Source organism: Pseudomonas sp. GNP012, assembly GCF_054343835.1.
Map to the genome: position 1 here is coordinate 4490328 of NZ_JBTGUU010000001.1, position 14229 is coordinate 4504556.

The 14229-nt window shown below is 59.8% G+C and carries 14 protein-coding genes and 1 tRNA gene; 8 read left to right on the forward strand and 7 right to left on the reverse strand.

Annotated elements, in window-relative coordinates; all coding sequences use genetic code 11:
- Positions 1 to 66 precede the first annotated feature (66 nt).
- From ACXX83_RS20245 to hemA, 6 genes are all read right to left on the reverse strand, one after another.
- Positions 67 to 585: an acyloxyacyl hydrolase gene (locus ACXX83_RS20245; RefSeq protein WP_015096815.1), complete on the reverse strand. Its 519-nt coding sequence runs from the start codon at positions 583 to 585 to the stop codon at positions 67 to 69.
- A 124-nt stretch (positions 586 to 709) separates the two neighbouring features.
- Positions 710 to 1501 (reverse strand): glutamate racemase, encoded by a 792-nt coding sequence (gene murI, locus ACXX83_RS20250; protein WP_217836351.1) that lies wholly within the window; start codon positions 1499 to 1501, stop codon positions 710 to 712.
- Entirely contained in the window at positions 1494 to 2249 is a 756-nt protein-coding gene (locus ACXX83_RS20255; protein ID WP_217836352.1) for a molybdopterin-synthase adenylyltransferase MoeB, read from the reverse strand. The genes murI and ACXX83_RS20255 overlap by 8 nt, the downstream gene beginning before the upstream one ends.
- Positions 2243 to 3073, reverse strand: a complete 831-nt coding sequence (prmC, locus tag ACXX83_RS20260) for a peptide chain release factor N(5)-glutamine methyltransferase (protein WP_458549432.1) — start codon at positions 3071 to 3073, stop codon at positions 2243 to 2245. Before prmC ends, ACXX83_RS20255 begins: the two co-directional genes overlap by 7 nt.
- On the reverse strand, positions 3074 to 4156 hold the full coding sequence (gene prfA / locus ACXX83_RS20265; protein WP_007973879.1) for a peptide chain release factor 1: 1083 nt from the start codon (positions 4154 to 4156) through the stop codon (positions 3074 to 3076).
- Positions 4153 to 5442 carry a glutamyl-tRNA reductase gene (hemA, locus tag ACXX83_RS20270; protein ID WP_007973881.1) on the reverse strand — a complete coding sequence of 430 codons (1290 nt, stop codon included), beginning with the start codon at positions 5440 to 5442 and terminating at the stop codon, positions 4153 to 4155. Before hemA ends, prfA begins: the two co-directional genes overlap by 4 nt.
- Positions 5443 to 5754: 312 nt before the next feature.
- Here hemA and ACXX83_RS20275 point away from each other — a divergent pair, with 312 nt between their 5' ends.
- From ACXX83_RS20275 to ychF, 8 genes are all read left to right on the forward strand, one after another.
- Complete coding sequence (locus ACXX83_RS20275; protein WP_217836354.1) at positions 5755 to 7479, forward strand: tetratricopeptide repeat protein; 1725 nt, start codon at positions 5755 to 5757, stop codon at positions 7477 to 7479.
- Between the two features lie 4 nt (positions 7480 to 7483).
- Positions 7484 to 8101: a lipoprotein insertase outer membrane protein LolB gene (lolB, locus tag ACXX83_RS20280; RefSeq protein WP_015096820.1), complete on the forward strand. Its 618-nt coding sequence runs from the start codon at positions 7484 to 7486 to the stop codon at positions 8099 to 8101.
- Between the two features lies 1 nt (position 8102).
- Complete coding sequence (gene ispE / locus ACXX83_RS20285; protein WP_102673422.1) at positions 8103 to 8954, forward strand: 4-(cytidine 5'-diphospho)-2-C-methyl-D-erythritol kinase; 852 nt, start codon at positions 8103 to 8105, stop codon at positions 8952 to 8954.
- Between the two features lie 36 nt (positions 8955 to 8990).
- A tRNA-Gln gene (locus ACXX83_RS20290) sits at positions 8991 to 9065 on the forward strand.
- A gap of 46 nt (positions 9066 to 9111) precedes the next feature.
- Positions 9112 to 10053 (forward strand): ribose-phosphate pyrophosphokinase, encoded by a 942-nt coding sequence (locus ACXX83_RS20295; protein WP_003171603.1) that lies wholly within the window; start codon positions 9112 to 9114, stop codon positions 10051 to 10053.
- 142 nt (positions 10054 to 10195) lie between these two features.
- Complete coding sequence (locus ACXX83_RS20300; RefSeq protein WP_007973891.1) at positions 10196 to 10795, forward strand: 50S ribosomal protein L25/general stress protein Ctc; 600 nt, start codon at positions 10196 to 10198, stop codon at positions 10793 to 10795.
- A gap of 169 nt (positions 10796 to 10964) precedes the next feature.
- The gene (gene pth, locus ACXX83_RS20305; RefSeq protein WP_458549433.1) at positions 10965 to 11549 is read left to right on the forward strand and encodes an aminoacyl-tRNA hydrolase; all 585 of its coding nucleotides are present in this window, start codon (positions 10965 to 10967) and stop codon (positions 11547 to 11549) included.
- 22 nt (positions 11550 to 11571) lie between these two features.
- On the forward strand, positions 11572 to 12672 hold the full coding sequence (ychF, locus tag ACXX83_RS20310) for a redox-regulated ATPase YchF (protein ID WP_015096822.1): 1101 nt from the start codon (positions 11572 to 11574) through the stop codon (positions 12670 to 12672).
- A 186-nt stretch (positions 12673 to 12858) separates the two neighbouring features.
- Here the strand turns inward: ychF and ACXX83_RS20315 are convergent, their stop codons facing one another.
- Positions 12859 to 14076: an MFS transporter gene (locus tag ACXX83_RS20315; RefSeq protein ID WP_458549434.1), complete on the reverse strand. Its 1218-nt coding sequence runs from the start codon at positions 14074 to 14076 to the stop codon at positions 12859 to 12861.
- Positions 14077 to 14229 lie beyond the last annotated feature (153 nt).

A 14229-nucleotide genomic window follows, 5' to 3' on the forward strand; every position in this document is an offset into this window, starting at 1 on the left:
TAAATGGTGAATGTTAAACCGCTTTCGCGAGCAGGCTCGCTCCCACATTTAGTACCGCGTTGCGTCTTACAACGGCATCGTGTAATGCAATGCGTAACTCTCTACACCATCGTTCGGAGTGGTGATCCCGGCGTTGGAATAGTGCGTCGCACGAACCCCGACTTCATGTCCGCCGGCAAAGCGCAAACCGAATCCAAAGCGGTCTTCAAACTGGAAGGCGCTGCCCAGATCGCTGCTTTCGACTTCGGTGCTGGCAAACGCCGCCACGCCAATCCCGAACTCGATGTAGGGTTTGACGTTCTGGCCGGCAAATTCATAGACGAGCACAGGCGAGAACGACAGGCTGTGGTTACTGGATTTCTCGTCACCCTCCCAATAGGTGTAGGCGCCATCCCAGTAACCGGTCAGACGACCCACGTCGCTCTGCCACCAACTCTGGTCCCAGTCGAATTGCATGCCCAGTCGATACGTCATGGTCGAATCGCTGGTCTGACCAACCGCGAACTCCACACCTGCCGCCTGCGCAGTAAAGGTGTGCCCCATTAATGTGGCCGCAATCGCGGCCAAGCAGAATAGTCGCTTCACTAGAAACTTCCTTTTCCGAACGATTTCGTATGATTTTTTTGTTGCCTGGCCCAGCAAAACTATAGAAGTCAGCGATTTATCAGAAGTTCACCCCGATTTTTCGTACTCCCCCCCAGACAGCCTTCTACCGGTTGAAGCTTCGCACAACGCCAGAGGTATTCCACAGTATCGGCAAGATATTTCTGAAATGAAGCGGATCAGCGCTGGTCCAGAACTGCGCTTCACGGGCAGGCCCGGCGGCAAGCAGTTCGCGTTCGGCCAAAAGCCGCTGGAGTTGCCGCGCGACGGCGGCTCCCGTATCGATCAGGCTGATGTCCGCGGGGATCATCTGCCGGAGCATCGGTTTGAGAAAGGGGTAATGGGTACAGCCGAGAATCAGGGTGTCCGCGCCAGCCGCCAGCAGTGGCTCGACATACCCGGCCAACAGCTGACGCAGCTCGGCGCTGTGCAGGTCGCCGTTTTCAATCAGCTCCACCAGCCCGGGACAGGGCTGGGTGATCACTTTCACATCCGTGGCGAAACGGTCGAGCAACGCGGCGAACTTGGCGCTCTGCAAGGTGCCAGTGGTGGCCAACACCCCTACCACGCCGGAGCGCGTCGCGGCGGCCGCCGGCTTGACGGCCGGCTCCATGCCGACGATGGGCCAATCGCGATAGTCGCGACGCAAGTCGGCGACGCCGGCCACCGTTGCCGTGTTGCAGGCCAGCACCAGGGCCTTGGCGCCCTGCTGCTGAAAGAAATCGGCCATCACACTGCAACGCTGCTGGATAAATTCCGGGGTTTTCTCGCCATAGGGAACATTGCCGCAATCGGCGACGTACATCAGCGTCTCGTTGGGCAGCAAGCGCTGGATCTCGGCCAGCACCGAGAGCCCACCGACACCGGAGTCAAACACGCCAATCGGCGCTTCACGCATGTTTCGAACCACAGACGCTGCAGCCCGGATCGCGCTTGACCCGCAATTCGCGAAAGCGCGTGCCCAAGGCATCGATCAGCAACAGGCGCCCCACCAGTGGTTCACCGAATACGGCCAGCAACTTCAGCGCTTCAAGCGCTTGCAGGCTGCCGACCAGTCCCACCAGCGGACCGACCACGCCGGCCTCGCTGCAGGTCAGTTCGGCTTCGCTGCCGTGCCCGTACAAACAGTGGTAGCACGGACTCTCTGGCCGACGCGGATCGAACACCGACAGTTGGCCTTCGAGGCGAATCGCCGCACCGCTGACCAGCGGTTTGCCGGCTGCAACGCACGCGGCATTGACGGCTTCACGGGTGGAAAAATTGTCCGAGCAATCGAGGACCAGATCCACCCCGGCCACCACGGCGGCCAGGGAGTCTTCGTCCAGCGCCGCGCGATGGGCGATCAACCGGACCTCGGGATTGATCGCCGTCAGGCGCTTGATCGCTGAATCGACCTTGCCCATGCCGATGCTGTCGGTGTCGTGAATGATCTGGCGTTGCAGGTTGGTCAGGTCGACCGTGTCGAAGTCCGCCAGGTGCATCTCGCCAATGCCGGCAGCCGCCAGATACAGCGCCACTGGTGCGCCAAGGCCGCCGAGCCCGACGATCAATACGCGGCTGTCCTTGAGCCGCAACTGGCCGTCGATATCGATGTGTTGCAGCAGAATCTGCCGACTGTAACGCAGCAACTCCTGATCATTCAGCACGGCAGGCGCCCCAGACTGATGCGTTGGTGACCGCCCAGATCGGTGCGGCTGTGGACCTCTTCAAAACCGCGGGTCAGCAGCAGATCGCGGACCGCCTCGGCCTGATCGTAACCATGCTCGAGCATCAGCCAGCCGCCAGCGTCGAGATGATCCGGCGCCTGGGCGACGATCAGACGCAGATCGTCGAGCCCGTCGACACCGGCCACCAGGGCGCTGGCCGGTTCGAAGCGCACATCGCCCTCGACCAGATGCGGATCGGTCGCTGCAATGTAGGGCGGATTGCTGATGATCAGCTCAAAACGCTGACCTTCCAGGGCACTGAACCAATGGCTGCTCAGCACCTTGGCGTTGTTCAGGTGCAGACGCTGGCGATTGCGCTCGGCCAGGGCCACCGCTTCCAGCACGCGATCCACAGCAGTGACGCTCCAGGCCGGACGCTCGCTGGCCAACGCCAGGGCAATCGCGCCGCTGCCGGTACCGAGGTCGAGCACTTTGGCCGGTATGGCCGGCAACAGTTCCAGCGCAGCTTCCACCAGCAGTTCGGTGTCCGGGCGCGGGATCAGCGTGTGTGGTGCCACTTCCAGATCCAGCTTCCAGAAACCTTGCTGGCCGAGGATATAGGCTACGGGCTCGCCGCTGCGGCGGCGCTGCAAATACTCGGCGAACGTCAGCGCCGCTTCGCTCGGCACGATGCGTTCCGGCCAGGTGTGCAGGAAACTGCGGGACTTGCCCAACGCCGCCGCCAGCAGCAATTCGGCATCCAGACGCGCCGTCGGCGAGTCGGGAAGATCGGCGGCACGCAACAAACTGGCGATGATCGTCATTTACTCACCTATCGCCGCCAGTTGATCGGCCTGGTACTCGGCCAGCAACGGCTCGATCACTGCCTCGACGCCGCCGGCGAGGATCTCGTCGAGGGAATACAAGGTCAGGTTGACCCGATGGTCGGTGACCCGGCCCTGGGCAAAATTGTAGGTGCGGATGCGCTCGGAGCGATCACCGGAACCCACCAGCAGCTTGCGTTCGCTGGCGATGGCGTTGGCCGCGGCGGAGGTCTGCTGATCGTTCAGCTTGGCCGACAACCAGGACATCGCCCGGGCGCGGTTCTTGTGCTGCGAACGTTCTTCCTGGCACTCGACCACGATGCCGGACGGCAAGTGAGTGATGCGGATCGCCGAGTCGGTCTTGTTGACGTGCTGGCCACCGGCGCCGGAGGAGCGGTAGGTATCGATGCGCAGGTCGGCCGGGTTGATCTCGATGGCCTCCTGTTCGTCCGGCTCGGGCAATACCGCCACGGTGCAGGCCGACGTGTGGATGCGGCCCTGGGATTCGGTCGCCGGAACCCGCTGCACACGGTGCGCACCGGATTCGAACTTGAGCTTGCCGTAGACGTTGTCGCCCTCGACCCGGGCAATCACCTCTTTATAGCCGCCGTGTTCGCCCTCGTTTTCCGAGAGAATCTCCACCCGCCAGCCACGACGCTCGGCGTAACGCGAATACATGCGGAACAGGTCGCCGGAGAAAATCGCCGCCTCGTCGCCGCCGGTGCCGGCACGGATTTCGAGGAACACGTTGCGCCCGTCGTTCGGGTCCTTGGGCAGCAACATGCGCTGCAGGTCGGCTTCGAGCGTGACCAGGCGCTCCTTGGCCTCGCGGACTTCTTCCACGGCCATTTCACGCATGTCCGGGTCGCTGTCCTTGAGCAGAGCCTGGGCGCCCTCGAGGTCATCCTGCACTTTCAGCAGTTCTTTATAGGTGCCCACGATCGGTTCAACTTCCGCGTACTCCTTGGAATAGGTACGGAACTTGTTCTGATCGGATATGACCTCGCCGTCGCCCAGCAGGGCGGTCAATTCCTCGAAACGGTCCTGGAGAATATCCAGCTTATTGAGCAGTGACGCTTTCATTGCGGTTTTTTATCCGAAAAGCTATCCGATGAGCCCTCACCGAGGGCAAAGAGTTCCTGGGCCATCGCCAGCGCATCCAGGCGACCTTCGGCAGAGAGCTTTTTCAACTGCACGCTCGGTGCGTGCAAAAGTTTGTTGGTCAGCCCGCGAGCCAGTTGCACCAGCACCTCTTCGGCGCTGCTGCCGTTGGCCAGCATGCGCTGGGCCTTTTGCAATTCTTCGTCGCGCAGGCGTTCGCTCTGTTGACGATAGGCCTTGAGCACGTCCACCGCCGCCAATTCACGCAGGCGGACCATGAAGTCTTCGGCGCCGACCGAGACCATCTCTTCGGCGGCCTGGGCAGCGCCCTGGCGGCTCTTGAGGTTCTCGGCGACCACTTCGTGAAGATCGTCGACGCTATAGAGGTAAACGTCGTCCAACTCGCCGACTTCGGGTTCGATATCGCGGGGGACGGCGATATCCACCATGAAAATGGGTTTGTGCTTGCGCAGTTTCAAGGCGCTTTCCACTGCACCCTTGCCCAGGATCGGCAACTGGCTGGCGGTGGAACTGATGACGATATCGCTGCGCACCAGCTCTGCCGGAATATCCGACAACAACACCGCATGCGCACCGAACTGTTCGGCCAGGATGCTCGCGCGCTCCAGGGTACGGTTGGCGACCACGATGCGCTTTACGCCCAGGTCATGCAGATGGCGGGCGACCAGGGTGATGGTCTCGCCGGCACCGATCAACAAGGCCTGGCTGCGTTGCAGGTCGCTGAAAATCTGCTTGGCCAGGCTCACTGCGGCAAATGCCACCGATACCGGGTTTTCGCCGATGGCCGTGTCGGTGCGCACCTGCTTGGCCGCGTTGAATGTGGCCTGGAACAGCCGCCCGAGCAACGGCCCGATGGTGCCCGCCTCGCGAGCCACGGCATAAGCCGACTTCATCTGGCCGAGAATCTGCGGCTCGCCCAACACCAGCGAGTCGAGCCCGGAGGCCACCCGCATCATGTGACGAACTGCCGCATCATCTTCATGCACATAGGCGCTTTCGCGCAGCTCGTCGTAGCTCAAATGATGATATTCGGCCAGCCAGCGCAGCACGACGTCCGCCGACAGGTGATCCTGTTCTATATAGAGTTCACTGCGATTGCAGGTGGAGAGGATCGCAGCTTCGCGGCTGTCGGTGAGTCGGCAGAGCTGCTGCAAGGCCTCAACCAGCTGCTCAGGGGTAAAAGCCACGCGCTCGCGGACGTCTACTGAAGCAGTCTTGTGGTTAATACCGAGTGCAAGGAAGGCCATTCAAAGTCGCTGATGGTGACGTGAAGCCGGCAATTGTCCTACTTCGACGGAATCAGAACAACTACTCGATATCTATCGCGCCGGTAAGCGACCCCCACGTTGCGAGCAATTCTCGTTTCGGCTCTTTATAGGAGCTGCCGCAGGCTGCGATCTTTTGATCTTGAAAAGCAATGTCAAAAGATCGCAGCCTGCGGCAGCTCCTACAGGGGCATCGCGAAAGTCCGGGGATTGGGTAAATTGGCGGGCCGGTTATGTTTGGCCTAAAGCTTGTGTCATGATGATCCGACCGCAGGTTAGTCGTCCTCTTCCTATATGAATAGATCTTCCGCGTTGCTCCTCGCTTTTGTCTTCCTCAGCGGCTGCCAGGCCTTGGCACCCGTTTCGTCGGACGGTACGCCGCCGGTTGAAGACAGCACCCCGGCCCCTGAAAAGCCGAAGGTCTACAGCTCCTTCAGCGAGGAAACCGTCTTCAGCCTGTTGAGCGCCGAACTGGCTGGCCAGCGCAATCGTTTCGACATTGCCCTGGACAACTATGTGACCCAGGCCATCAACACCCAGGATCCGGGCATCTCGGAGCGGGCATTCCGTATCGCCGAATACCTGGGCGCCGACCAGGCTGCCCTGGACACCGCGCTGATCTGGTCGAAAAACGCCCCCGACGACCTCGAAGCGCAACGCGCCGCTGCCGTGCAGCTGGCCCGCGCCGGGCGTTATGACGACTCCATGGTCTATATGGAGAAAGTCCTGCAAGGCAAGGGCGACACTCATTTCGACTTCCTGGCGCTGTCGGCGGCCGACACCGACCAGGACACACGCAACGGCCTGATGAAAAGCTTCGACCGCTTGCTGCAGCGCCATCCGAACAACAGCCAGCTGATTTTCGGCAAGGCGCTGCTGATGCAACAGGATGGCGACACCAAAGGCGCACTGAAACTGCTGGAAGACAATCCGCCGGACGACGACGAAATTGCCCCGATTCTGCTGCGCGCACGCCTGCTGCAAACCCTCGATCGCGGTGACGAGGCCTTGCCGCTGCTGCAGAAAAGCATCAAGAAATACCCGGACGACAAGCGCCTGCGCCTGACTTATGCGCGGATGCTGGTCGAACAGGACCGCATGGACGACGCCAAGGCCGAGTTCTCGAGCCTGGTTCAGCAGTATCCGGAAGACGACGATCTGCGATACTCCCTGGCACTGGTCTGCCTGGAAGCCAAGGCGTGGAACGAGGCCAAGGGTTATCTTGAAGACCTGATCGCCCGGGACAGCCACGTCGACTCGGCGCACCTGAACCTCGGCCGCATCGCGGAAGAACAAAACGACCCGCAAGGCGCATTGAACGAGTACGCCAAGGTTGGCCCGGGCAACGATTTCCTGCCGGCGCAATTGCGTCAGGCCGACATCCTGATAGAAAACGGCAGAACCGCCGAAGCGCAAAGAAAGCTGGCGGCAGAGCGCGACGAGCAGCCGGATTACGCGATCCAGCTGTACCTGATCGAAGCCGAAACCCTGTCCGCCAACAATCAGGGCGACAAGGCCTGGAGCGTTCTGCATCAAGCCCTGGAGCAATACCCGGACGATTTGAACCTGCTCTACACCCGCGCCATGCAGGCGGAAAAACGCAATGACCTGGCGCAGATGGAAAAAGACCTGCGCACCATCATCAAGCGCGACCCGAACAATGCCATGGCGTTGAACGCCCTCGGCTACACCCTGTCCGACCGCACCACGCGCTACGCCGAAGCCAAGGCCCTGATCGAGCAGGCACACCAGATCAGCCCGGAAGACCCTGCGGTACTCGACAGCCTTGGCTGGGTGAATTACCGCCTGGGCAATCTCGACGAAGCCGAGCGCCTGCTGCGCCAGGCCCTGGAACGCTTCCCCGACCAGGAAGTCGCCGCGCACCTGGGCGAAGTCCTGTGGGCCAATGGCAAACAGCGCGAAGCCAGACAGGTCTGGGGCAAATTCCTCAAGGAACAGCCTGACAGCCCGACCCTGCGTGGCACCATCAAACGCCTGACCGGATCAGAGACTCTTTAAGATTATGTTTTTGCGCCATTTCATCGTTTTCGGTTTTATCGCCCTGCTCGCTGGTTGTGCAGGCCTTGGTCCCCGCGAATCGGTCGAGGGTCATGGCAACGCCGCCCAATGGCGCGAGCACAAACAGCAACTGACCGGCCTCGATGGCTGGCAGATCGACGGCAAGATCGGCATCCGTGCGCCGAAAGACTCGGGCAGCGGCACGCTGTTCTGGTTGCAGCGCCAGGATTACTACGACATTCGCCTGTCCGGACCACTGGGCCGCGGTGCGGCTCGCCTGACCGGACGCCCGGGCAAGGTGTCGCTGGAAGTCGCCAATCAGGGACGCTACGACGCGCCGAATCCGGAAGTGCTGCTCGAAGAACAGCTGGGCTGGAAGCTGCCGGTGTCCAATCTGGCCTGGTGGGTACGCGGGCTCCCCGCGCCGGACAGCAAAAGTCGCCTGACCCTGGATACCGACAGTCGCTTGGCCAACCTCGAGCAGGATGGCTGGCAGGTCGAATACACCGACTACACCCAGCAAAACGGTTACTGGCTGCCCGAGCGCATCAAGCTGCATGGCACCGACCTTGACGTCACCCTGGTGATCAAGGCCTGGCAACCACGCAAACTGGGGTCATGACATGCCAGCCAATCGCCTGACTTTGCCGTCTCCGGCCAAACTCAATTTGATGCTGCACATCCTGGGTCGCCGCGAAGACGGCTACCACGAACTGCAAACGATGTTTCAGTTTCTCGATTACGGCGACGAAATCACCTACGCCCTGCGCGATGACGGTGTCATTCAGCTGCACACCGAGTTCGCAGGCGTGCCCCACGACAGCAACCTGATCGTCAAGGCTGCGAAAAAACTTCAGGAGCAATCCGGTTGTTCGCTGGGCGTCGATATCTGGATCGAAAAGATCCTGCCCATGGGCGGCGGCATTGGCGGCGGCAGTTCGAATGCCGCAACGACCTTGCTCGGCCTCAATCACCTGTGGCAATTGGGCTGGGATGAAGATCGCCTGGCTGGCCTGGGATTGACGCTGGGCGCCGACGTCCCGGTTTTCGTTCGTGGTCATGCGGCTTTCGCCGAGGGCGTGGGGGAGAAACTGACCCCTGTCGACCCGGAAGAACCGTGGTATCTGGTGCTGGTACCGCAAGTCTCTGTAAGTACGGCAGAAATTTTTTCAGATCCGTTGTTGACACGTAACACTCCTCCCATTAAAGTGCGCCCCGTTCCCAAGGGAAACAGTCGAAATGACTGCTTGCCGGTGGTAACAAGGCGTTATCCAGAGGTACGTAACGCTTTGAATTTGTTAGGTAAATTTACCGAAGCAAAACTCACCGGAACTGGAAGTTGTGTGTTTGGGGGCTTCCCAAGCAAAGCTGAAGCTGATAAAGTCTCGGCCCTTCTGACAGAGACCCTTACAGGTTTTGTAGCAAAAGGAAGCAACGTTTCGATGTTGCATCGCAAGCTTCAAAGTCTGCTCTAAAGGAACCGATTACCGGGTAATCGTTGCAACAGATACAGGGGCGTCGCCAAGCGGTAAGGCAGCAGGTTTTGATCCTGCCATGCGTTGGTTCGAATCCAGCCGCCCCTGCCATTTTCCTATACTCATCCAGGTTACCCTCAGCCTTCAGGTACTGCGCGTGTCCAAGATGATGGTCTTTACGGGGAACGCTAACCCCGATCTGGCTCGGCGTGTCGTACGTCAGCTGCATATCCCTCTCGGTGACATCTCTGTCGGTAAATTCTCCGACGGCGAAATTACCGCCGAGATCAATGAAAACGTCCGCGGTAAAGACGTCTTCATTATTCAGCCGACTTGCGCTCCGACCAACGATAACCTGATGGAACTGGTAGTGATGGCTGATGCCTTCCGCCGCTCCTCGGCTACTCGTATCACTGCTGTTATTCCTTACTTTGGTTATGCCCGTCAGGATCGCCGTCCGCGTTCCGCACGTGTGGCTATCAGCGCGAAAGTCGTGGCTGACATGCTTACCGTAGTCGGCATCGACCGTGTTCTCACGGTTGATCTGCATGCTGACCAAATCCAGGGTTTCTTCGATATTCCGGTAGATAACATCTACGGCTCCCCGGTTCTGGTGGATGACATCGAAGATCAGCGCTTTGAAAACCTGATGATCGTGTCCCCGGACATTGGCGGCGTCGTGCGTGCACGTGCCGTTGCCAAATCCCTGGGCGTGGATCTCGGGATCATCGACAAACGCCGTGAGAAAGCCAATCACTCTGAAGTGATGCATATCATCGGTGATGTCGAAGGGCGTACCTGTATTCTGGTCGATGACATGGTCGATACCGCCGGCACCCTGTGCCACGCGGCCAAGGCCCTGAAAGAGCATGGCGCTGCCAAGGTTTTCGCCTACTGCACGCACCCTGTGCTGTCGGGTCGGGCAATCGAGAACATTGAAAATTCCGTGCTGGACGAGCTGGTGGTGACCAACACCATTCCGCTGTCCGCTGCAGCACAAGCCTGTGCGCGTATCCGCCAACTGGATATCGCACCGGTAGTTGCCGAGGCGGTCCGCCGCATCAGCAATGAAGAATCGATCAGCGCGATGTTCCGCTAAGGGCCCTGCCCTTCTCGAAATATCTCGTTGACGAAAAGCGCCCCGCCCCGGCATTCCTGTCGGGGCGGGGCTTTTTTGCCCATATCGCCTTTAGCGCTGGTCGCAAACGCTGGGGCGAGTGTGGTTATTTTGGAGATACAACATGAACGATTTTACTCTGAATGCTGAAGTGCGTTCCGACCTGGGGAAAGGTGCGAGCCGCCGCCTGCGTCGTCTCGCAAGCCTGGTTCCAGCTGTAGTTTACGGTGGCGACAAAGCCCCTGAATCCATCAGCATGCTGGCCAAAGAAGTTGCCAAACTGCTCGAAAACGAAGCGGCTTACAGCCACATCATCGAGCTGAACGTTGGTGGCACCAAGCAGAACGTCGTGATCAAAGCCCTGCAGCGTCACCCGGCCAAAGGCCACGTGATGCACGCTGACTTCGTACGCGTAGTCGCTGGCCAGAAACTGACCGCGATCGTTCCAGTGCACTTCATCAACGAAGAAGCACCGACCAAGAAAGGCGGCGAAATCTCGCACGTTGTTGCCGAGATCGAAGTTTCCTGCCTGCCGAAAGATCTGCCTGAGTTCATCGAAGTCGACCTGGCTAACGCTGAAATCGGTTCGATCATTCACCTGTCGGACCTCAAGGCGCCTAAAGGCGTTGAGTTCGTGGCCCTGGCACACGGCGATGACAAGGCTGTTGCCAACGTCCACGCTCCACGTGTTGCTCCAGAAGCTGCAGAAGGCGCTGCAGAGTAATTTTACTCTGTACGCCGGAGTGACCGGAAACATCGCGGACTAGAGCATAGCGAGAAAGCGGGCGAGAACGCGGAGTTTACATCATGGTAAATGAGCAACTTTCGTCCACTTTCGCCGCTCTCCCTGATTGCGGCGATGTTATCCACCACTCCAATGAAGGGCCCCTATCGTGACTGCCATCAAACTGATCGTTGGCCTGGGAAATCCAGGCGCTGAATACGAACAGACCCGGCATAACGCAGGGGCCCTTTTTGTTGAGCGCATCGCGAACGCACAAGGCGTGAACCTTATGGCGGACCGCAAATATTTCGGCCTGACCGGGCGCTATTCGCACCAGGGTCAGGATGTTCGTCTGCTGATTCCCACCACGTACATGAACCGCAGCGGCCAGGCCGTGGCGGCACTCGCCGGATTCTTCCGCATCAAGCCTGAAGAAATCCTCGTGGCGCACGACGAACTCGACCTGCCTCCCGGCGTTGCCAAGCTCAAGCAGGGCGGCGGCCATGGCGGTCACAACGGGTTGCGCGACATCATTGCGCAACTGGGCAATCAGAATACCTTTCACCGCTTGCGGCTTGGCATTGGCCACCCGGGCGTTGCCAGTATGGTTTCAAATTTCGTCCTGGGTCGTGCGCCACGCGCCGAACAGGAAAAACTCGATGCCAGCATCGACTTTGCCCTCGGCGTGCTGCCGGATATCCTCGCCGGGGAATGGAACCGCGCGATGAAAAACCTGCACAGCCAGAAGGCCTGACTCACTCCTCGGGGAAAACACCATGGGATTCAATTGCGGCATCGTCGGTCTGCCTAACGTCGGCAAGTCCACCCTGTTCAACGCCCTGACCAAATCCGGGATCGCGGCCGAGAACTTCCCCTTCTGCACCATCGAACCGAACAGCGGTATCGTGCCGATGCCGGATCCGCGTCTGGAAGCCCTGGCAGCCATCGTCAATCCAAAGCGCATCCTGCCGACCACCATGGAATTCGTCGACATCGCAGGCCTGGTTGCCGGCGCGTCGAAAGGTGAAGGCCTGGGCAACAAGTTTTTGGCCAACATCCGTGAAACCGATGCCATCGCCCACGTGGTCCGCTGCTTCGAAGACGAGAACGTGATTCACGTCTCCAACAGCGTCGACCCGAAACGCGACATCGAAATCATCGACCTGGAACTGATCTTCGCCGACCTCGACAGCTGCGAAAAGCAACTGCAGAAAGTCGCGCGCAACGCCAAAGGCGGTGACAAGGACGCAGTGGTCCAGAAAGGCCTGCTGGAGCAACTGATTGCTCACTTCACCCTCGGCAAGCCTGCACGCAGCCTGATGAAGACCATGAGCACCGACGAAAAAGCGGTGATCAAGGGCTTCCACCTGCTGACCACCAAGCCGGTCATGTACATCGCCAACGTCGCTGAAGACGGTTTCGAAAACAACCCGCACCTGGACGTGGTCAAGGCCATCGCCGAAGAAGAAGGCGCCATGGTTGTACCGGTGTGCAACAAGATCGAAGCGGAAATCGCCGAGCTCGACGACGGCGAAGAGAAAGACATGTTCCTCGAAGCCCTGGGCCTCGAAGAGCCAGGTCTGAACCGCGTGATCCGCGCCGGCTACGAAATGCTGCACCTGCAGACCTACTTCACCGCCGGTGTCGAAGAAGTCCGCGCCTGGACCGTGCGCGTCGGTGCCACCGCACCACAAGCCGCTGGTGTGATCCACACCGACTTCGAGAAAGGCTTCATCCGCGCCGAAGTGATCGCCTACAACGACTTCATCCAGTACAAGGGCGAAGCCGGTACCAAGGAAGCCGGTAAATGGCGTCTGGAAGGCAAGGATTACATCGTCAAGGACGGCGACGTGATGCACTTCCGCTTCAACGTGTAAGCCACACGCCCATGAAAAAGCCGCGTTTGATACGCGGCTTTTTTGTGCCCGACACAATCGTCCGCCACACCACCGCCCCATTGTGGGAGCGGGCTTGCTCGCGAAGAGGGAGTGTCAGTCGAAGTACATGTGGCTGACAAACCGCATTCGCGAGCAAGCCCGCTCCCACAGGGGATGTGTGTTGGGTCAGGCCTTTTTGGTTCGCGGCAAAAAGATCGCCAACACCCCGAACAACGGCAAAAACGAACACAGGTAATACACGTACTCGATACCGTGAATATCCGCCAGATGCCCCAGCAACGCCGCGCCAATCCCGCCGAAACCGAACATCAAACCGAAGAACACCCCGGCAATCATCCCGACATTACCCGGCACCAGTTCCTGGGCGTACACCACGATGGCCGAGAATGCCGAGGCGAGGATGAAGCCGATGACGACGCTCAGGATGCTGGTCCAGAACAGATCGACATGGGGCAGCAACAAGGTGAACGGTGCAACGCCGAGGATCGAGAACCAGATCACTGCCTTACGCCCGATCCTGTCGCCGATCGGCCCGCCAAAGAATGTCCCCGCCGCTACCGCACCAAGGAAAAGGAACAGGTGCAACTGCGAACTGGCGACCGACAGGTCGAACTTCTCGATCAGGTAGAAGGTGAAATAGCTGGTAAGGCTGGCCATGTAGAAATACTTGGAGAACACCAGCAACCCGAGCACCACCAGCGCGCTGGTCACTCGGCCCTTGGACAAGCCGTGAGTCGCTGCCTGACCTTGCTTGAGCTTGAACAGGTTCAAGTGGTTGGCGTACCAGCGGCTGATCCGGTACAGCACGAACAATGCAAACACCGCGAACAGGCCGAACCAGGCCACGTTCCCTTGACCGTAGGGAATGATGATCGCTGCCGCCAGCAAGGGGCCAAACGCCGAGCCCGCGTTACCGCCAACCTGGAAGGTCGATTGCGCCAGCCCGAAGCGCCCGCCCGAAGCCAGTCGCGCCACGCGGGACGCTTCGGGGTGGAAGGTCGAAGAACCGATGCCGATCAAGCCCGCCGCCAGCAAAATCAGCGGGAAGCTGCCGACCACCGACATCATCAGAATGCCGACCAGGGTGCAGACCGTACCCGCCGGCAGCAACCACGGCTTGGGATGGCGGTCGGTGTAGTAACCCACCCACGGCTGCAACAGCGAGGCCGTCAACTGGAACGTCAGGGTGATCAGGCCGACCTGGGTGAAGGTCAGGCCATAGCTGGCCTTGAGCATCGGGTAAATCGACGGCAGCACCGACTGGATCAGGTCGTTGATCAAATGCGCCAGCGCCACCGCACCGATGATGCGCATCACCAAGGGGCTGCTTTGGGGCGTAGCGGACGCCGGCACTGAGCCGGTCTGGGCGTTGCTGATAGCCATGGGAATTTCCAGACAACAGGAGGTACAAACGGGCAGGTGCGCCAATGTGCCATTTTTCAGTGCGGCAACGCCATCCCCTTAGCCTGCTAACGACCTCGGTTTTCATCGCCACACCATTGATGGCGCAACGCCATGGTCTGAATCTTGCCTACT